A 26700-nucleotide genomic window follows, 5' to 3' on the forward strand; every position below is an offset into this window, starting at 1 on the left:
CGGCATGACTGATATTCGGATAAGCATGAATTACGCCCTAGACGCATTATGGTGGAAACTCACCAGCCAACCTGTCCGCGACCTCGCCTCACTGCTGACTGCGCCGCCTTTGTGGCAAAGCGGTTGCGAATTGAGCGTGCGCGAACTATTGGGGGAACACGGTTTCCGCTACCTTTTGGCATTGGATGCCAATCCCGCGCCGCTGAAGGAACACCTCGCCCAACGCGCCCCGTTCGGCCACCGTCTCGGCATTTATGCCGAAGAGCTGCTTGCTTTTTGGTTTGCCAACGCGCCGCACGCCAAACTGCATGCCTACAACCTGCCCGTTTTTTCAGACGGCCAAACTTTGGGGGCTGCGGATTTTGTCGTTTCCCTCAACCAACAGCCCTACCATATCGAGCTGGCGTGTAAATACTACGGCGGAGACCAAGTGCAAAACCTGCGCGGCCTCAATCCTAAAGATACGCTGACGGACAAAGCCGCCAAACTGGTGCAGCAATCCAAACTGCTGCATACGCCGCAAGGCAAAGCGACCTTAGCGACACAAGGCCAGCCGGAAAATCCGCTCCCTGCATCCATCGTGCGCGGCATCGGATTTTTCCCACACGGTTTCCATGCTTTTGAGCCGCCGCTTAATCCATACGGTTGGCGCGGCGTCTATATTCAAGATTGGGCGGAATACGGGGTTGAACGCCAAGAAGCGCGCTACCACCTGATCGACCGCATGGCCTATCTCGCCCCTGCGCGTGTTGCCGAAACCGAAGCATTGAACGCAACCGAAATCCGCCGTATCGACCAAGGCTTGATTGCCGTTTTAGAATTACGGCCGGACGACTTTTGGCACGAAATTGAACGCATTATGAAGGCCATCTGAAACCCTTTACCAACTTAAGAGAACCCATTACATTATGAACGCCGCACAACTCGACCATACCGCCAAAGTTTTGGCTGAAATGCTGACTTTCAAACAGCCTGCCGATGTCGTCCTCTCCGCCTATTTCCGCGAACACAAAAAGCTTGGCCGCCAAGACCGCCACGAAATCGCCGAAACTGCCTTCGCCGCGCTGCGACACTATCAAAAAATCAGCACTGCCCTGCGCCGTCCGCACGCGCAGCCGCGCAAAGCCGCTCTCGCCGCACTGGTTCTCGGCAGAAGCACCAACATCAGCCAAATCAAAGACCTGCTTGATGAAGAAGAAACAGAGTTCCTCGGCAATTTGAAAGCCCGTAAAACCAAGTTTTCAGACGGCCTGAATACCGCCGCAGAATTGCCGCAATGGCTGGTAGAACAGCTGCAACAGCATTGGAGCGAAGAAGAAATCCTCGCCTTCGGCCGCAGCATCAACCAACCTGCCCCGCTCGACATCCGCGTCAATACCTTGAAAGGCAAACGAGATAAAGTGCTGCCATTATTGCAAGCTGAAAGTGCCGATGCAGAGGCAACGCCTTATTCGCCTTGGGGCATCCGCCTGAAAAACAAAATCGCGCTTAACAAACACGATCTGTTTTTGGACGGTACACTGGAAGTTCAAGACGAAGGCAGCCAGCTGCTTGCGTTATTGGTGGGCGCAAAACGCGGCGAAATCATTGTCGATTTCTGTGCCGGCGCCGGCGGTAAAACCTTGGCTGTCGGCGCGCAAATGGCCAACAAAGGCAGAATCTACGCCTTCGACATCGCCGAAAAACGTCTTGCCAACCTCAAACCGCGCATGACCCGTGCCGGACTGACCAATATCCACCCCGAACGCATCAGCAGTGAACACGATACCCGTATCGCCAGACTGGCAGGCAAAGCCGACCGTGTGTTAGTGGACGCGCCCTGCTCCGGTTTGGGTACTTTACGCCGCAATCCCGACCTCAAATACCGCCAATCTGCCGAGACCGTGGCCAACCTTTTGGAACAGCAACACAGCATCCTCGATGCCGCCTCCAAACTGGTAAAACCGCAAGGCCGCTTGGTGTACGCCACCTGCAGCGTGTTGCCGGAAGAAAACGAGCTGCAAGTCGAACGTTTCCTGTCCGAACATCCCGAATTTGAACTCGTCAACTGCGCCGAACTTCTGCAAAGCCTAAAGGTCGATTTGGATACCGGCAAATACCTGCGTCTCAACTCCGGAGAACACCAAACCGACGGCTTCTTTGCCGCTGTATTGCAACGTAAGGATTAAGGTTGAAAAAAGGCCGTCTGAAATCCTTTCAGACGGCCTTTTTGATAGATTTTTTACATTAAAATCATTAAATACGATAGTCGCGCTCTGCAATAATATACTTTAAGGCATGTATCTCGACCTTTCATCAGAATATTGTGAAAAGCTGGAAAAAATGCTTTATGCTTTGTAAATGTATGTGTTCTCGTTCAAAATTCGCCCGGTCATGCCTCAGGCGATACCCGATACAGACAACGATAATATATAAATCATTTGGTTAAAAATCATGTCGCATATTTATTCTTCACCCACAAAGCCCCGTTTATTGTCATCGGCCATTGCCGTCGCCTGCTGTCTGTTGCCGTTTCAGACGGCCTCTGCATACAGCCTGCAAGACATCCTCAGGGACGCTTTAATCAGCGATCCGATTGTGCGTGAAGCCAAAGCCACTCAAGAAGCTGCGCAAAGCACGACCAAAGCCACGCGTGCGCGCCATTATCCTGTCGTTACCCTGACCGGCACGAAAGTGCTGGCGCAACACAATAAATACAACAGCAACGACATGGATGACGGTATCGGCGTACGCGGCAGCGTGAACATCTACTCATGGGGTGCGATTGAAGCCGCCGTCCGCCGCGACCGCAGCCGCGAAGAATACTATCAACACAAATACACCGAAAGCCAAGAGCAGCTGGGCAGCGATATCGGCCGCCTCTACCTGAGCGCATTGCGTGCAAAAGAAACCCTGATCCTCAACGAACAGACTTTGGAGCGCCATAACGCCCTCATAAAAACCCTGACCTCAATCGTCAAACAGGATGCCGGCCGCCACTTTGAACTGATTGAAGCGCGCGCACGCCAGCTGCAAGTAGCCAACATTATCGCCCAACAACGCCGCACCATGGATTTGGCGCTGAGTCGCCTGTCTCGCTATACCTCGCGCCAACTGACCGCCAACGATTTGGAAGATCCGTTTAAAAACGACACGGCGAAATCCATCAGCGAACGCTTCAACACCCCCAATCGCAACAACAATCCATCCTATCAGGCGCAATTAGCCGAGCGCGACAGCGTCCGTGCCGATTTGGACGCTTCCAAAGCTGAACGCCTGCCTGCCCTCAATTTGGAAGGCAGTGCAACGCGCAACACCAGACAGCTTTATTTAAACGTTGCATGGAATGTGCTGGATATTGCCGCAAGACACAATGTGGAACGCAATGCCAAATCATTGATTGCCGCCGAGGCCAAGTCCGAACAAATTCTTCGCGACATGAACGAACGCGTTCAAACGTCGGCCATCGATATGCAGGAAAGTGAACAGCGCACCGCATTAACAGCTCAACATATTCTCGCTCAAAAAGATGTTATCAAAGCCTATGAAATGCAATTTAAAGTTGCAAGACGTACGCTGACCGATGTTTTGAGCGCATACAGCGAGTTATCCTCCATCGAGCAGGATTACGTTGCCGCCCGCAACGATTTCCGCGATGCGGCACTCGACTATTTAAATACTCAGGCCAAAATCTCCGCTTGGGTCGGTTTGGCAAAAAAATAAAGCCATATCCGCCGGTTAAACCAAAAACATTACGCGAAAAATATGAAAGCCATCATTGAACACATCGTTTTAGTGACCCGCCTTTTGGGTGCGCCCGTATCCGAAGCCGCTTTGTCCGCCGAAGTCGTGCGCGATAAAAAGCTCAAGGTCAACTATCACTCACTTGTCGAAGTCCTGCGCAGCCACGGCTTTGAAAACATCTTATCCAAACGCAATCTAGAAGACATCCCCTCGCTCGCCGTGCCGGTCATGATTATCCTGCACAACGAAGAGGCAGCGGTCATCACCCAAATCGAAGGTTCCGGCCAAGACCGCAAATACCATATCCGCCAGGTTGACGGTTTGGAACAAGAACTCAGCCACGAGCAGCTCTCCGGCCTGTATTTGGGCTACTGCTGGTTTATCAAACCCAAAATGGCGACCGATATGCGCTCGGAGCTGCCTGAATACCATTTGCCCAAAGCATGGTTTTGGAAAGTCATTTGGCGTTTCCGCAGCTACTACTACCAAGTCATCTTGGCCACCATCATCATTAACTTCCTTGCGCTCGTCAGCTCCCTGTATGTGATGAACGTGTACGACCGCGTGATTCCCAACCAAGCCTATGAAACCTTGTGGGTATTGAGCATCGGCGTGGTATTGGCGATTTTGTTTGAATTTGCCGCCAAGATGATTCGCGGTCATTTGACCGATATTGCCGGTAAAAAAGCTGACCTGATCATCAGCTCCGCCCTGTTCCGTCGCGTGATGGCATTGCGTTTGGCAGACCGTCCTGCTTCCTCCGGTTCATACGCCAGCAATTTGCGCGAATTTGAAGCCGTGCGCGAGTTTATGACCAGTGCCAGCTTGTTGACCATCGTCGACTTGCCTTTCCTGTTGCTGTTTATCTTCGTGATTTCCATGGTCGGCGGCAAACTGGCACTCGTTCCCCTGACCATCATTCCGATTGTCGTGATTGTCGGTTTTGTCGTACAACGCCCGCTCTCTCGCCACATCAATGAATCGATGAAAGAAGGTTCGCAACGCTCCGGCCTTGCCGTTGAAGCTATCGAAGGCATCGAAACCCTGAAAACCAACAACGCCACATCTTGGGCGCAACAACGTTGGGACGAATACACCGCCAAAACTTCCGCTTCTTCCATCAAAGTCAAAGACACCAGCAACTTTATGGTCAACTTCGCCGTTGCCATGCAGCAGCTCAATACCGTCTTCTTGGTTGTCGTCGGTACCTATCTGATTCATGCTGACAACCATGCGGAACGCATCACCATGGGTGCATTGATTGCCTCCGTGATTCTGTCCGGCCGCGCTTTGGCGCCGTTGGCACAAATCGCCGGTTTGGCTACCCGCTTCCAACAGGCCAAACTTGCCCTTAAAGGCGTAAACGACATCGTTACCCGCCCTATCGAGCGTAATCCGGAACGAAAATACATTACTTTGGACAATGTTCAAGGCAGTATTACCTTTGAAAACGTATCGTTCAAATATCAAGCCGACAACAACAGCGCCGTCGAAGATTTGCGCCTGACCATTAAACCGGGCGAAAAAGTCGGTATTTTGGGCCGTATCGGCAGCGGTAAAAGCACCATGCTCAAACTGGCCAGCGGTCTGTACGACACTGAAAAAGGCAACGTTACCCTTGACGGCGTCGATATGCGCCAGCTTGACCCCAACTTCCTGCGCGATCAACTCCTGCTGTTGAGCCAATCGCCACGCCTGTTCCTCGGCACATTGCGTGAAAACATGGACTTGGCGCGTACCGGCAGCTACTCTACCGACCAAGACTTACTGACTGCGCTCAACCGTTTCGGCCTCGACAAAATCATCCGCAACCATCCGCGCGGTTTGGATATGCCTCTGGGTGAAGACGGCTTAGGCTTGTCCGGAGGTCAAAAACAAATCATCGCCTTGGCGCGCATGACCTTGCGCAACCCAAAAGTCGTCCTGCTGGATGAGCCGACCACCAGCCTGGATCAAGCTACCGAACGCATGGCGCTCAATGCCATCGCCCAATGGGGCCGCAACCGCACCATGCTTTTGGTGACCCACCGTCCGCAAGTGCTGCAAATCGTCAACCGCATCATTGTGATGGACAATGGTAAAGTCGTGATGGACGGCCCGCGTGACCTGGTATTGCAAAAACTCATGCAAAACGAACAGGCCAAAGCAGCCAACGTCAAACAACAACAGCAACAACAAGCTGCCACAGCCCCTCAATCGGCAGCACAATAAAGCAAAAGGCCGTCTGAAACCTACTTGCCCTTTCAGACAGCCTGCCCTAATGGTTAAAATCCACCAAACACAATAAAGACACACGATTATGAGCCGCGAAAACAACGTCAAATCCAAAGATCTCGACCTTATCAACGACCTCAACGCCGCCCTTCAAAAAGAAAAACACAGTGGCCAGTTTATTGTCATCATCCTGTTTTTTATTCTGATGATTGTCTTCGTTATTTGGGCTTACAACAGCCCTGTCGAAGAAGTTACCCGTGGCAACGGCAATATCATTCCCAGCAGCCGTGAGCAAGTAATCCAAAGCCTGGATCCCGGCATCGTAACCGAAATCATGGTTAAAGAAGGCGATATGGTCGAGAAAGATCAGATTCTGATGAAACTCGACGACACGCGTAGCTCCGCCGTTTTGCGCGAAAGCGAAGCCAAAGTCGCAAACCTCGAAGCCACTATTGCCCGCCTTAAAGCTGAAGCCTACGGCACCAAGCTCTCCTTCCCAGACAGCGTGAGCCCTGAGCTTCGCCGTCGCGAAATTGCCGCCTACAAAGCACGCCGCCAAGTCATGGTGGATGCCATCAACGGCCTATCCCAAAGCAAGGCCGCACTTGATCGAGAGATTGCCATTACTGCTCCTCTTGTTTCCGAAGGTTATGTTTCCGAAGTCGAACTTTTAAGAATGCGCCGCGATTCCGCAGACTTGGCCACCCAAATCTCCGAACGCCGCAACCGCTACAAAGCCGATGCCAACAACGAACTCTTGCAAGCCGAATCCGAGCTGGCACAATCCAAAGAAAACGTTGCCATGCGTGCCGACCCGGTTGAACGCTCGCAAATCCGCGCACCTATGCGCGGCATCGTCAAAGGCATAAAAGTCACGACCATCGGCGGCGTTGTGAACCCAGGCGAAGACATCATGCAAATCGTCCCGGTTGACGACAAACTGCTGGTCGAAGCCTATATCCGTCCGCAAGACATCGCCTTTATCCGCGCAGGCCAACCTGCATTGGTTAAAGTCAGCGCATACGACTACTCCATCTACGGCGGTTTGGAAGGCAAGGTTACCCTCGTCGGTGCCGATACCGTCAGCAATTCCATGCAAAACCGTGCCAACGACTTAAAACTTGACCCGAACCAAGTTTATTACCGCGTTCTCGTCCAAACTGAAAACAACTCCCTGAAAGACAAAAACGGCAAACCTATGCCGATTATTCCGGGTATGGTTGCAACGGTGGACATCAAAACCGGTGAAAAAACCATCTTCCAATACCTGATCAAACCAATTACGCGTATGAAACAAGCGCTAAGCGAACGCTAATCGGTAAAACGATAAAAGGCCGTCTGAAAGTTTTCAGACGGCCTTTGATTTATGTTTTCACTATGCCTGCTTATCCGGCAGATAAATTATTTCTCCTTAAACGTAGCTCCGATAAACGTCCTTTTCGGATTGCCGCGCTCAACTTGATAGAGTTGCGCGTGCTGTTCCTGCGCAAAATTTCCTGCCTGTCCGGCATGATGCTCCGCCAACTTTTGCGCCAATAACATGACCGCCAATTTTTTATTGGCATGCTGGCTGCGTTCGCTCTCGACCCGCACGGAAATACCGCTTTCTTTATGGGTGGCGCGGACGGCGCTCTCGGTTTTATTGACGTGTTGCCCACCCTTGCCACCCGAACGACAGGTTTGAAACTCGATTCCGTTTTCAGACGGCATTTCATACGTCTGCGGCATATCGGGCAAGCGGAAAACGCCTATATACCAATTTTTGCGCGGATGTTTCGGGCGGACTGGGCTGGGGCATATCCATTGGAGCGTCCCCTGCCAAGTTTGCGCTAAACTTTCGGCTTTTTGCCCTGCCAATTTGAGTGTTGCCGACAAAATACCGTACTTATCGGCGGTTTTGTTAACAAGTTCGGCATCAATGCCTTTAGCTTGGGCTTCGGCAAGCAATTTGCCCAAGACGAAACGGGCAAATATACGGCACTCTGCCGGTCCTTGCGCGGTGGAAATTTGCAGATAAACCGCTGGTGTATTCTGTTTCATCTTTACGCTCCACACTCGCCGCCGGTTTTATAAGTCAAAACAGGCTTGAACCGCGCGACCAATTCAATCAAACCAGCGTTTTTCATGGCGGCAATAACGCTGTCGATGCTTTTATAAGCCTGCGGCGCTTCTTCAAAAATCAAAGTTTTATCCTGACAAACGACCACACTACCGAATTCGGTCTGGCGCAGGCTGTCAGCAGTATATTTGTGCGACAGCCTGCCTTTGCATTCGCCGCGCTGCCATTTCCGGCCTGCGCCGTGAGCCAAGGTATTCAACGAAATTTGGCAGTCTTCGGCAGGTCGGACCAGATAGCTGTAATCGCCGCGCGAGCCGGGTATCATGACCAAGCCTTTATCGGTGGGTGTTGCGCCTTTTCGGTGCAGCCAACCGATTGTGCCGTCAATCTCGGTTTGTTCCAAAAAATTATGATGGACATCAAGCAGGCATGTTCCTTCTGCGCGCCAACGGTCAAGCATTCTGGCCGCAATCAAACGACGGTTAAGGCTGGCAAATTCCAGGGCTGCTTGGTGTTCGGCTAGATAAGCTGCCGCCGCTTCGCCCTCTTCCGCCAAACCTTGATGCCCGAAGGCGGCAATATGGCGTTGCAAAATCTGCTGACCCAATCCGCGCGAACCGCTATGCACCAACAGTTGCAGATGGTTTTCATCAAAATCGGGCGGAAGCAAATCGGCGCGATAAACGGTATCAACGGTTTGCAACTCGGCAAAATGGTTGCCGCCGCCAATCGTACCTACGGCAAGGCCGTCTGAAAATTGGCGCATATCGACAGCGTCGCCTAACAAATCAACCTGTTCGTCTTTGTCCAACGGCGTATCGATATTGCCCAGCTGTTTGGCGAGTTTGGCCGGTTTGAGTTTGGCTGCGCGTAAATCGGTCTGCCAAAACGCCATGCCGCAACCGATGTCGTTCCCAATCAGGGCAGGATAAAAATGACAGTCGCTGAAAAATGCCGCACCAACCGGATAACCGCGCCCTGCGTGTAAATCCGGCATTCCGGCAACGCGTAACATATGCGGTAATCGGGCGGTGGTTTCGAGCTGTGCGACAGCGTTGCCTTCAATCCATGTATTTGAATCGGCAATAATTTGAATATGATGGGGATAATTGCCCATGTGTTTATGCTTTCTTTAAAACGGATAGAAACCGTCAACAGATGACAATAAGCATCCACCGTCTGCGAAATGTTCAGACGGCCTGGTTTCTAGCCGATAATCGTAGGGAAAGCAGCCCGAAGCGGGCGACATGGAATGCGAAAAGCGTTATCCGAAAATCAGACCGACGCTTGGGCTGCAAAGAATGTGATTGAGCGGATTGAAGTATTACGTGTCATGGCTTGCTCCTTTCTTTGCATGAAAATATTAAAAACGTTCGGATTATAGAGTGTTCATTTCCAATCATGCAAACTTACTGACATCAATCTGCCAATAATGTTGCATAAATGGCAACTATTGCGAACATGATTTAGGCCGTCTGAAAACTTTTCAGACGGCCTTTGATACCCAATAATCCTTACAAAACAACGGTCGGATAAGAGCCGACAACTTTCACGAAGGAAGCGCGTTCGCCCAGTAACTGCAAGGCTTTTTGGACATTTTCATCGCTTTGATGTCCTTCGATATCGATGAAGAACAGGTATTCCCACAAAACCGATTTGCTTGGGCGGCTTTCAAATTTGGTCATGGAAATGCCCAACTCGGTGAAAGGTTGCAACAACGAAGTAACGGCACCGGCACGGTTGGGCGCGGATACGACCAAAGAGGTTTTATCGTTGCCGCTGCGGCCGGTTTCTTGATGACCCATCACCAAGAAGCGCGTGGTGTTGTTCGGTTCGTCTTCAATGCACTCGGCGGCAAAGCTCAACTGATAAATTTCCGCGGCAATACGTCCGGCAATGGCGGCCACATTCGGGCTGTCAGATTCAGCAACCAGACGCGCTGCTTCGGCATTGCTGGCCACGGCGATACGCTCGGCATTGGGCAGATTGCGGCCAAGCCAGTCGTTGCATTGCGCCAAGGCTTGGGCATGGGCGAAAACCTTGGTAATGCCGCCGATTTCGTGGCTGTCTTTACGCAACAGGTTGTGATGGATGCGGACAACCACTTCGCCGCAGGCTTTCAACGCAGTTACTGCCAACAAGTCCAAAGTGCGCCCCACTGAGCCTTCGGTCGAATTTTCTACCGGCGCCACCAAATAATCGGCTTGACGCGTTTCAACTTGTTTGAAGCAGTTGTCGATGGTGGTACACGCCATGGTGTGTGCGGCGTGGCCGAAATGTTTGATGGCAGCTTGCTGGGTAAATGTTCCCTTCGGGCCCAAATAGGCAATCGTCAGCGGACGCTCCACCGCCAAACATTCGCTCATAATCTCGCGAAACAGCCGGGTGACCGATTCATCCGGCAAAGGGCCGCGGTTCAAATCCTGAATCCGGCGCAAAACGGCCACTTCCCGTTCAGGACGGTACACCGCGCCTGTCCCTTTCAATTCGCCGATAGCATGCGCATGACCGGCGCGCTCGTTGAGCAAACGGAGGATTTCCGCATCAATGCTGTCGATGGCATTGCGGTGCGGCAATAATTGTTCGTCTATGGATAAAGGCATAAGCTGTCTCGCAATTTTGTGAGGGATATTTTCATTTTAACATTAAAGGCCGTCTGAATTCCGTTTTCAGACGGCCTCAACACTATCTTTATCTAACTTTATCGTCTATCAGGTTTGCAAACGCCGCTAAATCCATCATAATTAAGCCTTTTGAACGACAAGGCCTATTCCATGCACTCAAACGGACTGTACACCCGTTTTCTGCCCGATGAAGAAGCAGCCCTGCAACTGGGTGAAGAATGGAGCAAGCAGCTTTCCGCTCCGCTGACCATCTATCTCGAAGGCGGACTGGGTGCAGGCAAAACCACGCTGACACGCGGGATTTTGCGCGGACTGGGGCATACGGGCGCAGTTAAAAGCCCGACTTACACCATTGTCGAATCTTATCCGCTGGATACATTCACCCTCCACCATTTCGACCTCTACCGCTTTACCATGCCCGAGGAATGGGAAGATGCCGGTTTGGACGAATTGTTTGCACCCGACAGCGTCTGCCTCATCGAATGGCCGCAGCAAGGTGGGGAATTCACGCCTCCGGCAGACATTACCATTACATTGACGTACACCGATAAGGGCAGAACCTGCACCTTTTCCGCCCACACAAACCAAGGCCGAAAAAGTTTAGAATCATGGTCAAATTAACTAGAAGACACATTCTCCGTCAAGGCACAGGACTATTTCTCACCCTCACGCCCGTTGGTGCCGCATTGGCCAAACCGGCCTCTCCTGCGCAATTCCTTGCCGTCCGCATTTGGCCGGCGAACGCCTACACACGCGTTACCCTTGAGAGCAACCACTCGATGAAATACCAACATTTTATGTTGGACAACCCCAGCCGGTTGGTCGTGGATATTCAAGGCGCGGAAATCAACAGCGTCCTGCAAGGCATTTCCAGCAAAGTGCTGTCTAACGACCCTTTTATCCGCAGCATTCGTGCCGGTCAAAATACGCCCAATACCGTGCGTATCGTCATCGACCTCAAACAAAGCACCCATCCGCAAGTCTTTGCGCTCACCCCCGTCGGCAACTTCAGAAACCGCTTGGTTATCGACCTTTATCCGCACGGCGCAGATGCCAACGACCCGATGATGGCCTTGCTCAACGGCAATGTCCCCAAACAACGTCCGAATACCAATATCGCATACGATACCCCTGCCCCTAAAAACAATCGCGGCAGCAGCGGCAACCGCCGTCCTGTGATTATGATCGATCCCGGGCATGGCGGCGAAGACCCCGGCGCAATCGGCCCGAGCGGCCTCAAAGAAAAAAACGTTGTACTCTCCATTGCCCGAGAAACCAAAAAACGCCTCGAAGCCTTGGGTTACAACGTATTCATGACGCGCAACGAAGACATCTTTATCCCATTGGGCGTACGCGTTGCCAAAGGCCGTGCGCGCAATGCCGACGTATTCGTATCCATCCACGCCGATGCCTTTACCAGCCCGTCCGCTCGCGGTACCGGCGTATATATGCTCAATACCAAAGGCTCAACCAGCTCGGCGGCAAAATTCCTTGCCCAAACCCAAAACAACGCCGACGCCATCGGCGGCGTACAAACCAGCGGCAACCCAAATGTCGACAACGCCATTTTGGACATGACCCAAACCGCGACCCTGCGTGACAGCCGCAAACTCGGCCATTCCGTCTTGACCGAATTGGGCAAACTCAACCAATTACACAAAGGCCGCGTTGACGAAGCCAACTTCGCTGTCCTCCGCGCGCCGGATGTTCCGTCCATTTTGGTGGAAACCGCCTTCCTCTCCAACCCTACCGAAGAGCGGCTACTCGGCAGCGAATCCTTCCGCCAACAATGCGCCCAAGCCATTGCCACCGGTATTCAAAAATACATCAATACCGCTGTTTTACGACGCGGATAATGGCTTGATGAAACAAAGGCCGTCTGAAAAGTTTTCAGACGGCCTTATCTTTTCAAGCAATCTATTGGCATGAACAATACAGCAAAATGGGAGAATGGCGGCAAAATAACAATTGAGCCAAACCCTGTCAATCTTTGCTATTACATGTTCTACACTCATATGCGTGCTATTTATTGTTGGTACCTGATTTACCAAATGCCGGCTGTAATTGATCAGCAAGATCGTCTTCAATCAATTGCAGCACATCAGAGGGAAGTGTATCGGCATATTGATGAATCGTTATTTTATATTGGCCTTGATACCATTGATTTAAATGCAATGCATAGGTACTTTTATGCCCGAAGCCCAAATGCTGTGCCAATCTATTCCGAATACTGTGGCGTGAAGACCCTACGTATAGAACCTGACTTGGGCGATTTAATTTTGCGCAGGCATGTGTTTTAAGTAAGCGAAAATTTTGAAATTGCTGAAAAGTTGTATTAATGTCGCCTTCAATCTGTTGGATAACATAAATAAAGCATCCATGACTGGGCAATTGTTCCAACGTTGTAAATTCAAAGGTACGGTCAGGTACAAGCTTTTTTGCTTGTATACAATGTTCAATCAATCGGTCAAGATAACGCATATTAACCGCACTTCCCTACCGCAGCCGGATAGACAGATACCTTCGTCTGCGTTAATGCAAATAAGTTTTCCAATTGCGTTTGCGCCTGACGGTTGGCATGTTCCAAAATCTCAGCCTTGCACGCGCTTTGCAATACCTGCCGTTTCGCCTCTTCCTGCACCGTCTTAAATACAGACTTATCCATAGGCAGCAAATTAAACGAGCCGGTCTGAATATCGTACACTTCGATATTTTCCAAATCCACGCTCAAAATTTCCACCGCCGGCAGGCTGATTAAGACCTTGTCGTCCACAATATTGACATTGTCCGCGCCTAACTTGTCCAAATCCAAACCGGCCAACACCTTACCGCGCACAATAAAAATACCGCTTTGAGAATCCTGCCAAAGCCTGCGCCAATCCCCTTTTTTCTCCGTACGGATAATCGTATCGATATAAAATGCCGTACTTTCCAAGCGGTTCATCTGCTTAATCTGCATCAAAACCCCCTCACGGGACAAAACCTGATGTTCTTCGTTCTGACCATGCAGGGCATAAAACCAGCCGCCTGCAGCCGTCAACGCACACAACACCAGCACGACCAATCCGCGCCCAAACATTTTCATTTCAAATATCCCCCGTTAAAATAATCATCAAAACATTCCCCATATTCTCCCAAAACCGTCAATTTCAAGCCATACCCAGGCCGTCTGAAACATTAAAACTTATTACCAAAAAGTAATAAAAAAATCTCAATAAACAAAGTTTGCCTTTTGGTAAAGACAAGACTACAATCCATTACACACAATTCAATTTCATCTCATCATGAATACCACCGACCTGCGCCGCCACAACCTGCGGCAATGGATAACACAACACCACAACGGCCAGCAGACCAAGTTTGCCCAAGCCATCGCCATCAACCAAGGCGAGCTGTCCGCCCTGCTGAAAAACAAATCTTTCGGCGAGAAAAAAGCCCGAAAAATCGAGCAGACAGCCAATATGCCTGACATGTGGCTGGATCAAGACCACCAAGACCGCCACACCCCCACCATCAGCCAAGAAAGAAATACCATGTCCCACATCTCCACCATCCCCGAAATCCTAGCAGACATCAAAGCCGGCAAAATGGTCATCATCACCGATGCCGAAGACCGCGAAAACGAAGGCGACTTGCTGATGGCCGCCCAATTCGTTACCCCCGAAGCAATCAACTTCATGATCAAAAACGCACGCGGCCTGGTCTGCCTGCCGATGAACGGCGAAATGGTCGAAAAACTCGGCCTGCCCATGATGACCCAGAAAAACGGCGCACAATACGGCACCAACTTTACCGTCTCCATCGAAGCCGCCCACGGCATTACCACCGGCATTTCTGCCGCCGACCGCGCCCTGACCATTCAAACCGCCGTTTCCCCATCCGCCAAACCTGAAGACATCGTCCAACCCGGCCACATCTTCCCACTGCGCGCCCAAAAAGGCGGCGTACTCGTCCGCGCCGGACACACAGAAGCCGGCGTCGATCTGGCACAAATGAACGGCCTGATTCCCGCCGCTGTCATCTGCGAAATCATCAACGACGACGGCACCATGGCGCGTATGCCCGAACTGATGAAGTTCGCCGAAGAACACAATCTCAAAATCGGCACCATTACCGACCTCATCGAATACCGCAGCCGTACCGAAAGCCTGCTTGAAGACATGGGCAACGCACCCGTACAAACCCCATGGGGCGAGTTCCAACAACACGTTTACGTCGACAAACTCTCCGGCGAAACCCACCTCGCCCTCGTCAAAGGCACACCAACCGCCGACGAAGAAACCCTCGTCCGCGTCCACGAACCCTTCAGCGTCATGGACTTCATCCAAGCCAATCCGCGCCATTCATGGTCGCTGCCCAAAGCCCTTGAGCGCATCCAACAAGCCGAAAGCGGCGTAGTCATCCTCCTACACCGTACCGAAGACGGCGCCACCCTGCTCGACCGCACCCTGCCCAAAGGCGCAAACCAAGCCTACAAATGGGACAGCAAAAGTTACGGCATAGGCGCACAAATCCTCGCCGGCCTCAACGTCAAAAAACTGCGCGTCCTCGGCCAGCCATCATCCTTCACCGGCCTCACCGGCTTCGGCTTAGAAGTCGTCGGTTTTGAAGAAGCTGAAAAATAATCTTGCTTGATTGATTCTCAAAGTAAATGAAACAAAAGGCCGTCTGAACATTTTCAGACGGCCTTTTCATATTTCTATTTATCTGAATATTATCCAAATAAAATTATGATAAAAACGACTATTTATTAGATTATTTCAATAATGATAAGAATAATCAATTATGATATAAATATTAATAATATTTAAAAATTTTATATTTTTTATATAAAAGAGTATTTTAACCTCTTATATTAAGTTCTTAACAAAGAGAAACTATGTCTACTTTTACTCCCAAACCCAAAATAATTATTCTCAGCCTTGCCAGCGCATTCAGTACATTAACCGTTGCTAATGCCATCGAAACCTCAGCTCAACCCAAACAATACCAAGAATTGGATACCGTTGTTGTCAGTGGCAAACGTACCAACGACCAAAAAGGCGCGGACGACGTGTATTACAAAAACGTCTCCAACGCCTATGTTGGCAAAGAATACCTCGAACGCTACCGCGTCCAATCCGCCGGCGACGTACTCAAAGGCTTAAACGGCGTGTACAACATGAACACCCGCACCGCCGGCGGCGCGATTACGCCCAACATACGCGGCATCACCGGCAAGGGCCGCATCCCCGTTACTGTGGATGGTACAGAGCAAACCATAGACGTATGGATGAACAACTACGGCGTGGGCGACCGCAACTACCTCGACCCCGCCCTATTCCGCAGCATCGCGGTGGAAAAAAGCCCCGCCCTCACGCGCGGCGTGAAATCGGGCGTCGGCGGCGCGGTAACCATCCGCACCATCGAACCCGCCGACATCATCCCCGAAGGGAAAAAATTCGGCTTCCAACTGAAAACGGAGTTCTCCAACAACAGCAACAAACAGGCCAACAACCTCAACCAATGGCTGGGCTGGGAAGACTACCGAACCCTGCCTTTCGGCGCGACGGCCGACGGCGCGGGCGGCGGCGTCGACCCGCATACCGGCAAACAAAGCCCGCAGGCCTTGGTGGCTGACGGCCTGACCCCGCCCAAACATAAAAGCGGCCGCGACAATTGGCGTTTCGGCAATGACCGCAGCTATATGGCCGCCGCCGCCTTCAAAACCGAACTTTCAGACGGCCTGGCCGCCTACAGCTACCGCGACAAGGGCAACTACTTTGCCGGACGCAAGGATGCGGAAGGCTACCTGCACAATCCGGTATACGACCTGCAAAAATGCGGCGATGAAGGCGGCAGCGAATTCGACTGCAAAAACTCCGCCACCTTCGTGCCCAATATGGCCAAGGTCTACCACCCCGGTGTGGAAGTGTTCAACAGCAACATCAGGACCAAAACCCTGCTGCTGAAAAACAACTGGCATCTGCCTAGCAACCATAAACTTGGCTGGCAGTATATGCGCACCGACGTGCGCTTCGGCGAAATCAACCCCTTCCACGCCACCTATGTGATGAATATGGAAGAGCACAACCCCAGCAGCCGCCCCAGATCATTGTCGCCGCAGATGCAAAGTATCGATTCCAATATCCGCACCGACACCTACAAACTCGGCTGGGACTGGAAGCCCGAAAACAGCCGCTGGATAGACCTGCAGGCCAACTTGTGGCGCATCAAAACCAACTCCACCCGCCACCAGAGCGGCGGCATGGATTTGTCTGCCGCCCGCCCCGACCCCTATTACGATGCCTGGTACTGGTGTACCAAACGCGGACAACTTCCGCCAGATTATGCTGACAACTACAGCAGCTGCGGCAGCCTGCTGAACGATTACGGCATCAACGGTTTGAGCAAAGAAGAAGTGATGAAAATCCTGCCCAACGAAAACGGACAATACCGTGTGCTTTCCGGAGCAGAACAGAAAACCCGCGTCAGCCGTACGGGCTTCGACCTCAACAACCGCTTCCGCCTACACCCGCGCCTGAACATGACCCTGTCCGCCGACTATCAGAACGAGAAGCTTGAGGAAGAAGTGGATGTGGTTAACTCTCAGGATTTGTTCAATCTTGCCGGCATGGCCACCGGCATGACGAAAATCGCCGGCCCGCGCGGTGGCAAACGGCGCGAATGGGGAACAAACTTGGTATTCGACTGGCAGGCCACCGACCGTTTGAAAATCTCCGCCGGCATCCGCTACCACAACTTCAGGGGCTTCGATACCGCCCTGGCCGAAGGCCGCGCCCGCCGCGACCCACGCTATCAGGCCGGAGGTGGCGACAGCGGCACTTATTCGGACGGTGTGTACATCCCATATTTCGAGCTGGTTGGCGATCGGGAGCGGCGCGATTGGGACGCGGTATCCGAACAGAGCCGACGTGCCCACCAGTCAGGCGATGATGCCGCCATCGCCGCCGCCAACCGGGCTATGCAGGCGCACGGCGCACGCTATAAACTGCCGAAAGAGTATAATAGTTCGGAATATAAGGTATACGACCAGTATCAATATATCGGCAGTGACGGGCTTGCTTATGGTGACGGTACAGGTTATTATGGTAATAATTCTCAAAATCATCCGTTGTACCGGGTGCGCCCCGTATATGTGCCGTTTGTGAACGGCAAGCTGGACAGCGGTTCGCTGCCCGAACATTTCCATGATTTTGTGAAAAATTATCAGGAAAAGGTTGCCAATCCACAGGGATTGAATCAGTCACATTACCGATATTGGGCAGGGTTGGGGAATTCTGAGAACTGTATAAGAAATAGCGTAATAACCTGTCTTGATCATTACAAAGCAGGAAAACTATCCAACATGGGTGTCGGTTATCCGGAAACCGGCGGTGATACCGGATCAGAACATAAGATTATCAATAAACACTACACTGAAGAGCAATACTGGGCGCAGCCCAAACCGATACGCGCCCATGCCTGGGCGCCGACCGTCGCCGTCAGCTACGACCTGACCGACAACAACCGCTTATTCGTGCGCTACGCGCAGATGACCCGCTTCCCCAGCGTGTACGAAGTCGGCAGCTTTTACAACGACCTGGACTATGTCGGATCGCCCAAAGCGCCGAATTTCCGCTTCAAGCCGGAACGCAGCCGCAGCCTGGAAATCGGCTACAACTTTAACTTCGCACCGCACTTTGCCCGGCTGCGCCAAGGCGATATGCGCCTGACCTACTACCGCAACCGCATCCGGAACGTAATCGAGACCACCGACCATTTCCGCACCGTGCAATACGACAGCAAGGATACCGCCGGGCTGGAATGGCAGGGCCGCATCGACAGCGGCCGCTTCTTCGCCGCGCTGGGCGCGACCTACCGCCTGAAACAGCAGATGTGCGACCGCGACACGGCCTTCGATTTCGACCCCTACGGCTACAAAGGCATACCGGTCTGCATCGAAGGGGGCTACGGCAGCACGCGCGGCTACCAGGCACTGCAGCCGAAGTATTCGGTCAACCTTGATGCGGGCATGCGCGCCTTGGGCGAGAAACTCGAATTCGGCCTGCGCGGCATCTACCACAGCCGCGTCAATACCAAGCAATACGACCAACTGTTGAAGCGGGGTTTGGGGCATATCTTCAACAGCACCGGCAAGCCCTACCATTGGAACCCCTCGCTGACATGGGACGTGTACGGCCGCTATCAGGTGCACAAAAACCTCAACGTCAACTTAGGCATTACCAATCTGACCAACCGCTACTACCTTGACCCGATGTCCAACGTGCCCGCCCCCGGGCCGGGCAGGACGGTTACCTTCGGGCTGACGGCGAAATTTTAGCCGGACGGATAACGACAGGTGCGGCAAACGCGCCGGACATAGGGATACACAAACCAAACCGCCCCGCAGGGGAAGGCTTTTTGCCGTTTTTTCCGCCAGCCGGCGGCAATAAAGCGGATGTTTGTTGTTATTCACTTAATGTTTAAAAGGAGACTTATCATGTCTATCTTCAAACAAACCCTGTTGGCCGCGACGCTGTGCGGTGTTTTTGGCGCAGCCGTCGCCGCTCCGGAAGGTGGTTCAAGTCAAAAAAGAAAGGATGGCTATTGGATAACGGTCAAACCAGGTACCTCCAGTTGGCAGCCCTTCGGTGCTGGCAAGGCAGGCTTAGCATTCAGTACCGACAACGGCCATAGTTGGTCAAACTCCATCAATCTGGAAGACGGCCCGGTTAAACATATCGGTATCAAATATAAACAGGGCACACAGAAAGTTCCGATTAACGGCAACGACCCCTATGCCAATGTGGACGGCTCGCGCAATCCGCATTATCTGACCTTAAAGGATGTGAAACCGGTAATCGGCTGGTTCTATAATCCGCCGTTGGGACAGGTGTGGTATGAAAACCGCCACAACAACACCGAAGTATACAGCGTGCGCCAGATGGCCAACCCGGCCATTCCCGCCGCACCCAAGTTCGGCGGCCTAGTCATCGCCAAGGTGCCGGGTATGAACGGCAGCGACGGCAACGTGTTCTTCGGCGAATGGGCACCGCGCAAAGGCAATCCGCCGCAAAACAGTACGGATTTGAATATGGCGGACGGCAAACGCACCGTTTGGTATGTAGGCGACAATCCGACCCGAAATATGCCGAAGCTCGTTAATGCTAAATACAATGTATTGGGCGTGAACAAACACACTCCCGGCCGCAACGATTTCTACACCGGTACACTTACCGCTAATTACGGGACAGGGTCAGGTTCACTGACAGGCAGTATCTCCCGTCCAGGTGACAGTGTAAATTTCGCCGGTACCAATATTCGGAGCAACGGCACATTTGACAACGGCAAGGTGAACGAACATATTACCGGCCGTTTCTACGGCAACAGTGCGGAAGCCTTGGCCGGTATCGTGGATCGCGCGGGAGCAGATAAAGATGTAGCCTTCGGCGGTCGCAAACAATAAGCCCAAATTGTCAAGAATACAACGGGATGCAGCTTGACCATAGTCTGCATCCCGCTTTGGTTTTATCGAATCTGACTTCTTTCAGACGGCCTCCCCGCCCAAAGGACCCTATCCCATGAAACACCACTTCTGCCTGCTTTTTCTACCGCTCTGTACGGTCTGCCTTGCCGCCCCGTCCGACGATGCCGCAGACGAACGCCGCCGCCTGCTGGACGAGGGCAGCCGCCAAACGCAGCAATACCGCGAAAGTGGCTGGCTGGACACGGAGCAGGCACACGGGGAAGTAGGAGAAAACGACGACTACATCATGATAGACGGTACAGTCTACCAAGTCGGCGACACGGCGGAAGAGTTGGAAAGCGCGATTTACCACGCCCTCAACGCGCGGCAGTGGCACAAGGTGCGCCAGTTCGCTGCCCGCTACGCCAAACTGCCCCAGCATAAACCCGCGCTGATTCATTTGGCCGATGCGCTGCAAAAACGGGACGAAGGGGATTTCCACGCGGCGGGGAACAGTTTTCAGACGGCCTTGGAAGCCGAACCCGACAACCCCCGCCTGCTGCTCGAAGCGGGGCGGTTTTATGCCGAAGACAACCAAAACAAAGAGTCCGCCGCCGCGTTTGAGAAAGTTCTGAAAACGGATATTCCTGCTGAAACCCGCCCCATCGTGGAAAACTACCTATCCGAACTGGGCAAACGCCGCCGCTGGCACGGCCAAATCAGCCTCGGCTACGGCTACAACAGCAATGTAAACCAAGGCAACGGCATCAACCAATGCGTGTGGGAAATCTCAGGCATGTGCCTGATGGAGCGCACCCTGCCCGCGCCAACGGATTCGACCTTCTCATCCTATAGCGCGACCGCCGAAAAAACCATCCCGCTCAAAGGGCATCACGGTGTACTGGTGCGCGGTGTACTGTACGGCAACCGCTACACGGAAAAAGACAAAGATTCGACAGCCATGCCGGATTACAGCTATCACAACAGTTCGCTGTACGCGGGATATGCCTATGCCGACACACGCTCCTCCTTTTCCCTGCTGCCCTATTTCGAATACGACTTCCGCAACCGCCACACCCACTACCGCGCATGGGGTGTGGATGCCGACTGGTCGCGCACACTCTCCCCGCGCTGGCGTGTCAATGCCCGTGCTGGAGCGAAAAAGACCGGATACAGCGGACAAAGCAAAGATTATTTTGCCGACTACAAACAATACGAACTGGGCGCGGGGACAGAATTTTCTCTCACATCGAAAAGCGGCCTGTTCGCCAACTTTGATGCAACACGCAAAGCCTATCCCGAAAAATCTTCTTCCAGCAAGGAATATACAACACGGCTGGGAGCGTATAGTTTTTTTTCAAGCGGTACTTACCTCAACGCCATCCTGCTTCACCGCCGCAGTCTTTATGATGCGGCAAGTTTTGTCAGCGACAACAAACGGCGGCGCGACAATCAATACATAATGATAGCCGCTGTGGGCTTTCCGCAGTGGAACCTTAAAGGCGTGTATCCTGAATTTCGTTTCAGACGCTCAATCTCCCATAGCAATACAGCACATTACCGCTACCGTCAGAATGAATGGTTACTAAATTTTAAATATCGATTTTAAAATTGAGTCATTTCGAAATACGCTAAAACAGCGATACAACCATACTGTTTTACTCCTTTCTATTTCATGCCGTCTGAAAAAAGCCGATACACCTTTCCGATGTATCGGCTTTCGCTATCTGCTCAACGCTTAATTTCTGCTGGGCAATTCTTTTTCGCTCAATGGTTTGATGTACCAAATATCGCGGCAGTAGTCGGCGATGGAGCGGTCGGATGAGAAGAAGCCCATGTTGGCGATGTTGATCAAGGCTGATTTGCGCCATGCGGATACGTTGCGGTAGTGCTCGTCCGCTTTGTATTGCGTGTCGATGTAGCTGCGGAAATCGGCCATCAGTTGATAGAAGTCGCCGTATGGTTGCAACACGTCGTTGTAGCGGTTTGGCTCTTCCGGAGAGAAAGTGCCTTGGCTGATTTGGTTGACGACGCGGCGCAGGTCGCTGTCTCGCTCGATATAGCTCAACGGGTCGTAACCGTTGCGGCGGATTTCTTCGACTTGTTCTACGGTGTTACCGAAGATATAGCAGTTGTCCGCGCCGACTTTTTCCAAAATCTCAACGTTCGCGCCGTCCAGTGTGCCCATACAGATTGCGCCGTTGAGGGCAAATTTCATGTTACTGGTACCGGATGCCTCTGTACCTGCCAGTGAGATTTGTTCGTGCAAATCGGCGGCCGGGATGATGATTTGGGCAAGGCTGACGCTGTAATTCGGGATGTAAACGACTTTAATCAGGTCACGGATACGGGGGTCGTTGTTGATGACTTTGGCAACGTCGTTAATCAGTCGGATGATTTTCTTCGCCATGTAATAGGCGGAAGCGGCTTTACCGGCAAAGATGAACACGCGCGGCTGCCAATCGAAATCTGGGTTTTCCAAGATTTTGTTGTAGCGGTCAACGATGTGCATCACGTTCAATGCTTGACGTTTGTACTCGTGGATACGTTTGATTTGGATGTCGAAAAGTGCATCGGTGTTAACTTTGATGCCCAGCTCGGTTTCGATGTATTTGGCAAGGCGCTCTTTGGCGGCTTTTTTCACTTCACCGAATTCTGCCTGTACGGAGGCATCGTCCACTTTGTCGTTGAGCTTGGTCAGGTTGTCCAAATGCAGACGCCAGTCTTCGTCGCCTAGATGTTTGTCCAAGAATTTGGTCAGGCCCGGGTTGGCGATGTTGATCCAGCGGCGCGGGGTTACGCCGTTGGTTACGTTGGTAAAGCGTTCTGGGAACACTTTGGCAAAGTCGGCAAAGATGGATGTGGTCATCAAATCGGAGTGGATTTTTGCTACGCCGTTGACTTTGTGCGAACCGATCACGGCAAGCCATGCCATGCGGACGCGACGGCCGTGGGTTTCGTCAATGATGGATACACGGCGGACAAAGTCGTCGTCGAAGTTGCCGATGGCGCGCAAGGCATTGAGGAAGTAGGCATTGATTTCAAAGATGATGTCCAAGTGGCGCGGCAGCAGACGGCCCATCAGGTCAACCTGCCAAGTTTCCAAGGCTTCGCTCATCAATGTGTGGTTGGTGTAAGAGAAAATCTTACAGCACATATTCCATGCTTCAGTCCATGCGATGCCCTCTTCATCAATCAGGATGCGCATCAATTCAGGAATAGCGAGCACCGGATGGGTGTCGTTCAAATGGATGGCGACTTCGTCCGCCAAAGTGCGGATGCTTGGGAAACGGCATTTGTGGCGGGCAACAATGTCTTGAACGGAAGCGGAAACCAAGAAGTATTCTTGCTTCAGGCGCAATTCGCGGCCGGAATCGGTAGAGTCGTTCGGATACAGAACGCGTGAGATGTTTTCGTCACTGTTTTGTGCGCGAACGGCAGAGGCATAATCGCCTCGGTTGAAGTCGGCAAGGTCAAACAGGTTGCCTGCGTGTGCGGTCCACAAGCGCAATGGGTTGGCACATTCGCCGCCATAGCCCGGAATGATTTCATCGTATGCCCAAGCGGAAATTTCTTCGCTTGGCTGCCATTCTTTTTTGTCGCCCAAGTTCAACACTTGACCGCCGAAACGGACGGAATATTGTTTGTTCGGACGGGCAAACTGCCATGCTAAATCTTGGTCGAGCCACAAATCGGGTTTTTCAACTTGTTGGCCATCCACGATTTCTTGTTTGAACATACCGTATTGGTAACGGATGCCGTAGCCCATGGCCGGAATGCGCAGGGTTGCCAAAGAGTCGAGGAAGCAGGCGGCCAGACGGCCCAAACCGCCGTTACCCAAACCCGGATCTTCTTCTTGTTCGCAAACATCGGCAAATTCTTTGCCCAATTGCTTGAAGGCTTCTTCAAATTCGGCGTAAACGCCTTCGTTAATCAGCGCGTTGACAAATGAACGACCGAGCAGGAATTCCATAGACAGGTAATAAACCATGCGTTTGCTGTTGTCGATGTGGGCGCGGCGTGTTTTGAGGAAATCTTCCGCAATCAGGTCACGCGCGGCAAGCATGGCGGCGTTGAGCCATTGGTGTGAAGTTGCCTCCTTCGGATCTACGCCCAAGATGAAAATCAGCTTGTAAACGATGGACTTGCGGATGGTTTCGGCGTCCGGTTTAGGCATTACATAATCGTAACCGGAGATGGGGAGTTTTTTCTTAGCCATGGAAGCCTTTCTCTAGCGTGAGGCACTGGACAACGCGCCTGATGGTTTTATTAAAAACAACGAAACTCGGTTTTCAGACGGCCTGACAACAGCAACAGGCCGTCTGAAAGGAATGGTGCGTAGATTTGTTACAAACTAAGGGGATTATAGCGGAAAGATTTAAAAAAAGGATATATTTTTCTTTATAAAACATTCAATTAACAATTAAACCATTCATCATCTTATCGGCATTTTCAATTTATACCACCAAGCCAAAAATGAACAAATACCGACAAAATATCAAAAAGTTAACCAACCAATAACTTAATTCTCATTTAATTTGTTTTATGTAAAATCCAAATCCCCATATGCTCAACAACACATTTTCCTGATTCTTCGTAATTAAATTTCTCAGATGGTACGCAAGAAATTTCCCAATTGCCTTGAGGCAGGTTAAATAACTGACGACTACGTTTGGCATTGACCAACAGCAGCCACTCATCGTCCAAAACGATCTGAATCGCCTTACTGCCCCTGTTGTGCCAACAATATTCCGTCATCGGGCTGCTATCGGCATTGAGCCATTGCACCCGCTCTTTTTCCCACCAGCAATCATCTGTCAACAATTTGATTTGGCTGCGTACGCGTATCAGCTCTTGAGTGTAATTTCGTAACAAATAAGACTCATTTTGCCAATCCAGCCATGTAATCGGATTATCTTGGCAATAGCTATTGTTGTTGCCTTGCTGACTGTTGCCGAACTCATCGCCGGCCAAAAGCATGGGCGTACCGTTGGATAAAAATAAGGAGGCAAGCAACGCTTTGGAGGTGTATTCGCGATTAAGCAAAACCTCTTCATCATCGGTTTCGCCTTCTACGCCGTGGTTGTAGCTGATGTTTTCATTATGCCCGTCGCGGTTGTTTTCGCCGTTAGCTTCGTTGTGTTTTTCGTTATAGCTGACCAAATCGCGCAGAGTGAAGCCGTCGTGTGCAGTGATGAAGTTGATGCTGGCGGACGGGTGGCGGCCGCTGTGGTTGAAAATATCGGACGACCCGGCCAAGCGTTCGGCAAATGCGCCCAAATTGCCGCTTTCCCATGACCAAAACGCGCGCATATCATCGCGGAAACGGCCGTTCCATTCGGCAAAAGGTTGCGGGAAATTGCCCAAGTGATAGCCGCCCTCGCCGATGTCCCATGCTTCAACAATCAGCTTCAAACCAGCCAAAACCGGGTCTTGATACAGGACTTGGAAAAAACGGCCGTACGATTGGAAATCAGGTTCGCGTCCCAATACGGTTCCCAAGTCGAAACGGAAGCCGTCAACATGAAACTCCTCAGCCCAATAACGCAGGCTGTCTGCCGCCCAACGGGTAACATCGCGACGGACAATATTGAGCGTATTGCCGCAACCCGACCAGTTTTCATAGCTGCCGTAAGAGGTGTGCCAATACCATAAAGTGTTGTCGATACCGCGCTGACACAGCATCGGTCCTTTGTCGTCCTGTTCGGCCGTGTGGTTGTACACGACATCCAAAATCACTTCCAAACCTGCCTGATGCAGGGCTCTGACCGCCTGTTTAAACTCCGCCGCCGCACGCTCAGGATTGTCGGCATAAGACGGCTCGACGGCAAAATGGGAGTAAGTGTTGTAGCCCCAATAATTGCTCAAGCCCATCTGCTGAAGATGGTATTCGTCCAGATGATAATGAATCGGCAGCAGCTCGACCGTCGTTACCCCCAACTCTTGCAAATAAGCCAAAACCCGTTTATCACTCAAGGCTTTATAAGTACCTGCATATTTCAAATCGGGGAACTGCTTGGTAAACCCTTTGACATGGGCTTCATAAATAACGGTTTTGCCCCACGGTATTTCCGGACGGCAATCTTTGGCCCAATTAAATCGGCTGCATCCGATCACGACGCTTTTCGGTGCAACGGTGGCATTGTCGCGTTCATCTTCCGGCCTGAACCATGCCATTTCTTCAGCGGTACGGTAGCTTGGTTTGCCGTCAATTTTTTTAGAATACGGGTCAATCAGCAATTTGTTGGGATTAAAACATGAGCCGTATTCTGCGTTTTCACGTCCATACACGCGAAAACCGTATCGCTGCCCTGCCTTAACATCCGGCACAAATCCGTAAAATACCGAACCGCGCCGCGAAGGCATCTCCAAACGGGTTTCTTTATCCTTATCAAACAGACACAATTCGACCTTTTCGGCATTGATGGAAAACAAGGTGAAATTCGCGCCCTTGCTTGTCAGGGTCGCGCCCATGGGATAAGGCTTGCCTTCCTCCATATGCCATGATTTGGCAGTCATAGAATGATTCCTTAGTATGTATTTGGTTTCGTGTCCAATATAAGGCCGTCTGAAAATCTTTCAGACGGCCTTGAATCATATTGATATCACTATCTTTTAATTTTCAGCTGATT

18 protein-coding genes are annotated in these 26700 nt (G+C 51.7%); 11 read left to right on the plus strand and 7 right to left on the minus strand.

Annotation, left to right across the window (positions count from 1 at the left end; genetic code table 11):
* The first annotated feature begins 4 nt into the window (after window positions 1-4).
* The 5 genes from HMPREF2608_RS07365 (at window position 5) to HMPREF2608_RS07385 (ending at window position 7252) form a co-directional block, all read left to right on the plus strand.
* The gene (locus HMPREF2608_RS07365; RefSeq protein ID WP_070826480.1) at window positions 5-874 is read left to right on the plus strand and encodes a DUF1853 family protein; all 870 of its coding nucleotides are present in this window, start codon (window positions 5-7) and stop codon (window positions 872-874) included.
* Window positions 875-908: 34 nt separating this feature from the next.
* The gene (locus HMPREF2608_RS07370) at window positions 909-2168 is read left to right on the plus strand and encodes an RsmB/NOP family class I SAM-dependent RNA methyltransferase (protein WP_070826481.1); all 1260 of its coding nucleotides are present in this window, start codon (window positions 909-911) and stop codon (window positions 2166-2168) included.
* Between the two features lie 304 nt (window positions 2169-2472).
* Window positions 2473-3702 carry a TolC family protein gene (locus HMPREF2608_RS07375; RefSeq protein WP_070826482.1) on the plus strand — a complete coding sequence of 410 codons (1230 nt, stop codon included), beginning with the start codon at window positions 2473-2475 and terminating at the stop codon, window positions 3700-3702.
* Between the two features lie 42 nt (window positions 3703-3744).
* On the plus strand, window positions 3745-5934 hold the full coding sequence (locus HMPREF2608_RS07380) for a type I secretion system permease/ATPase (RefSeq protein ID WP_070826483.1): 2190 nt from the start codon (window positions 3745-3747) through the stop codon (window positions 5932-5934).
* An 88-nt stretch (window positions 5935-6022) separates the two neighbouring features.
* Window positions 6023-7252: an HlyD family type I secretion periplasmic adaptor subunit gene (locus HMPREF2608_RS07385; RefSeq protein WP_070826484.1), complete on the plus strand. Its 1230-nt coding sequence runs from the start codon at window positions 6023-6025 to the stop codon at window positions 7250-7252.
* 86 nt (window positions 7253-7338) lie between these two features.
* Here the strand turns inward: HMPREF2608_RS07385 and prfH are convergent, their stop codons facing one another.
* The 3 genes from prfH to pheA all read right to left on the minus strand — a co-directional run bounded on the left by prfH (window position 7339) and on the right by pheA (window position 10599).
* Entirely contained in the window at window positions 7339-7977 is a 639-nt protein-coding gene (gene prfH, locus HMPREF2608_RS07390; protein WP_070826485.1) for a peptide chain release factor H, read from the minus strand.
* 2 nt (window positions 7978-7979) lie between these two features.
* Window positions 7980-9113, minus strand: coding sequence for an RNA ligase RtcB family protein (locus tag HMPREF2608_RS07395; protein ID WP_070826486.1), 1134 nt, complete (start codon window positions 9111-9113; stop codon window positions 7980-7982).
* A gap of 397 nt (window positions 9114-9510) precedes the next feature.
* The gene (gene pheA, locus HMPREF2608_RS07400; RefSeq protein ID WP_049323519.1) at window positions 9511-10599 is read right to left on the minus strand and encodes a prephenate dehydratase; all 1089 of its coding nucleotides are present in this window, start codon (window positions 10597-10599) and stop codon (window positions 9511-9513) included.
* Between the two features lie 171 nt (window positions 10600-10770).
* On the opposite strand from pheA, the gene tsaE reads away from it, so the two are divergent.
* Window positions 10771-11241 carry a tRNA (adenosine(37)-N6)-threonylcarbamoyltransferase complex ATPase subunit type 1 TsaE gene (gene tsaE / locus HMPREF2608_RS07405; protein ID WP_070826487.1) on the plus strand — a complete coding sequence of 157 codons (471 nt, stop codon included), beginning with the start codon at window positions 10771-10773 and terminating at the stop codon, window positions 11239-11241.
* Window positions 11229-12476 (plus strand): N-acetylmuramoyl-L-alanine amidase, encoded by a 1248-nt coding sequence (locus HMPREF2608_RS07410; RefSeq protein WP_070826488.1) that lies wholly within the window; start codon window positions 11229-11231, stop codon window positions 12474-12476. Before tsaE ends, HMPREF2608_RS07410 begins: the two co-directional genes overlap by 13 nt.
* Before the next feature lie 166 nt (window positions 12477-12642).
* On the opposite strand, the gene HMPREF2608_RS11150 is transcribed toward HMPREF2608_RS07410, so the two are convergent.
* Window positions 12643-13101: a hypothetical protein gene (locus HMPREF2608_RS11150; RefSeq protein ID WP_084824603.1), complete on the minus strand. Its 459-nt coding sequence runs from the start codon at window positions 13099-13101 to the stop codon at window positions 12643-12645.
* Window position 13102: 1 nt separating this feature from the next.
* Window positions 13103-13705 carry a DUF4230 domain-containing protein gene (locus tag HMPREF2608_RS07420; protein WP_070826490.1) on the minus strand — a complete coding sequence of 201 codons (603 nt, stop codon included), beginning with the start codon at window positions 13703-13705 and terminating at the stop codon, window positions 13103-13105.
* A gap of 196 nt (window positions 13706-13901) precedes the next feature.
* On the opposite strand from HMPREF2608_RS07420, the gene ribBA reads away from it, so the two are divergent.
* The 4 genes from ribBA to HMPREF2608_RS07440 all read left to right on the plus strand — a co-directional run bounded on the left by ribBA (window position 13902) and on the right by HMPREF2608_RS07440 (window position 21677).
* Window positions 13902-15245 (plus strand): bifunctional 3,4-dihydroxy-2-butanone-4-phosphate synthase/GTP cyclohydrolase II, encoded by a 1344-nt coding sequence (gene ribBA / locus HMPREF2608_RS07425; RefSeq protein WP_180947866.1) that lies wholly within the window; start codon window positions 13902-13904, stop codon window positions 15243-15245.
* Window positions 15246-15499: 254 nt separating this feature from the next.
* Complete coding sequence (locus tag HMPREF2608_RS07430) at window positions 15500-18943, plus strand: TonB-dependent receptor domain-containing protein (protein ID WP_063068229.1); 3444 nt, start codon at window positions 15500-15502, stop codon at window positions 18941-18943.
* A 159-nt stretch (window positions 18944-19102) separates the two neighbouring features.
* Window positions 19103-20068: a Slam-dependent surface lipoprotein gene (locus HMPREF2608_RS07435; RefSeq protein ID WP_070826491.1), complete on the plus strand. Its 966-nt coding sequence runs from the start codon at window positions 19103-19105 to the stop codon at window positions 20066-20068.
* Window positions 20069-20183: 115 nt separating this feature from the next.
* Entirely contained in the window at window positions 20184-21677 is a 1494-nt protein-coding gene (locus tag HMPREF2608_RS07440; RefSeq protein WP_063068231.1) for a surface lipoprotein assembly modifier, read from the plus strand.
* 129 nt (window positions 21678-21806) lie between these two features.
* Here HMPREF2608_RS07440 and HMPREF2608_RS07445 read toward each other — a convergent pair whose 3' ends face one another.
* The gene (locus HMPREF2608_RS07445; RefSeq protein WP_070826492.1) at window positions 21807-24287 is read right to left on the minus strand and encodes a glycogen/starch/alpha-glucan phosphorylase; all 2481 of its coding nucleotides are present in this window, start codon (window positions 24285-24287) and stop codon (window positions 21807-21809) included.
* 314 nt (window positions 24288-24601) lie between these two features.
* Window positions 24602-26587 carry a glycogen debranching protein GlgX gene (gene glgX / locus HMPREF2608_RS07450; RefSeq protein ID WP_070826493.1) on the minus strand — a complete coding sequence of 662 codons (1986 nt, stop codon included), beginning with the start codon at window positions 26585-26587 and terminating at the stop codon, window positions 24602-24604.
* Window positions 26588-26700 lie beyond the last annotated feature (113 nt).

The sequence above is a fragment of the Neisseria sp. HMSC064D07 genome, from assembly GCF_001837185.1.
Classification (GTDB): Bacteria; Pseudomonadota; Gammaproteobacteria; order Burkholderiales; family Neisseriaceae; genus Neisseria; species Neisseria flavescens_C.

Coding starts and splice junctions, on each gene's coding strand:
- HMPREF2608_RS07365 (WP_070826480.1), top strand. CDS start 5: ATGACTGATATTCGGATAAGCATGAATTACGCCCTAGACGCATTATGG.
- HMPREF2608_RS07370 (WP_070826481.1), top strand. CDS start 909: ATGAACGCCGCACAACTCGACCATACCGCCAAAGTTTTGGCTGAAATG.
- HMPREF2608_RS07380 (WP_070826483.1), top strand. CDS start 3,745: ATGAAAGCCATCATTGAACACATCGTTTTAGTGACCCGCCTTTTGGGT.
- HMPREF2608_RS07385 (WP_070826484.1), top strand. CDS start 6,023: ATGAGCCGCGAAAACAACGTCAAATCCAAAGATCTCGACCTTATCAAC.
- prfH (WP_070826485.1), bottom strand. CDS start 7,977: ATGAAACAGAATACACCAGCGGTTTATCTGCAAATTTCCACCGCGCAA.
- HMPREF2608_RS07395 (WP_070826486.1), bottom strand. CDS start 9,113: ATGGGCAATTATCCCCATCATATTCAAATTATTGCCGATTCAAATACA.
- pheA (WP_049323519.1), bottom strand. CDS start 10,599: ATGCCTTTATCCATAGACGAACAATTATTGCCGCACCGCAATGCCATC.
- tsaE (WP_070826487.1), top strand. CDS start 10,771: ATGCACTCAAACGGACTGTACACCCGTTTTCTGCCCGATGAAGAAGCA.
- HMPREF2608_RS07410 (WP_070826488.1), top strand. CDS start 11,229: ATGGTCAAATTAACTAGAAGACACATTCTCCGTCAAGGCACAGGACTA.
- HMPREF2608_RS11150 (WP_084824603.1), bottom strand. CDS start 13,101: ATGCGTTATCTTGACCGATTGATTGAACATTGTATACAAGCAAAAAAG.
- HMPREF2608_RS07420 (WP_070826490.1), bottom strand. CDS start 13,705: ATGAAAATGTTTGGGCGCGGATTGGTCGTGCTGGTGTTGTGTGCGTTG.
- HMPREF2608_RS07430 (WP_063068229.1), top strand. CDS start 15,500: ATGTCTACTTTTACTCCCAAACCCAAAATAATTATTCTCAGCCTTGCC.
- HMPREF2608_RS07435 (WP_070826491.1), top strand. CDS start 19,103: ATGTCTATCTTCAAACAAACCCTGTTGGCCGCGACGCTGTGCGGTGTT.
- HMPREF2608_RS07440 (WP_063068231.1), top strand. CDS start 20,184: ATGAAACACCACTTCTGCCTGCTTTTTCTACCGCTCTGTACGGTCTGC.
- HMPREF2608_RS07445 (WP_070826492.1), bottom strand. CDS start 24,287: ATGGCTAAGAAAAAACTCCCCATCTCCGGTTACGATTATGTAATGCCT.
- glgX (WP_070826493.1), bottom strand. CDS start 26,587: ATGACTGCCAAATCATGGCATATGGAGGAAGGCAAGCCTTATCCCATG.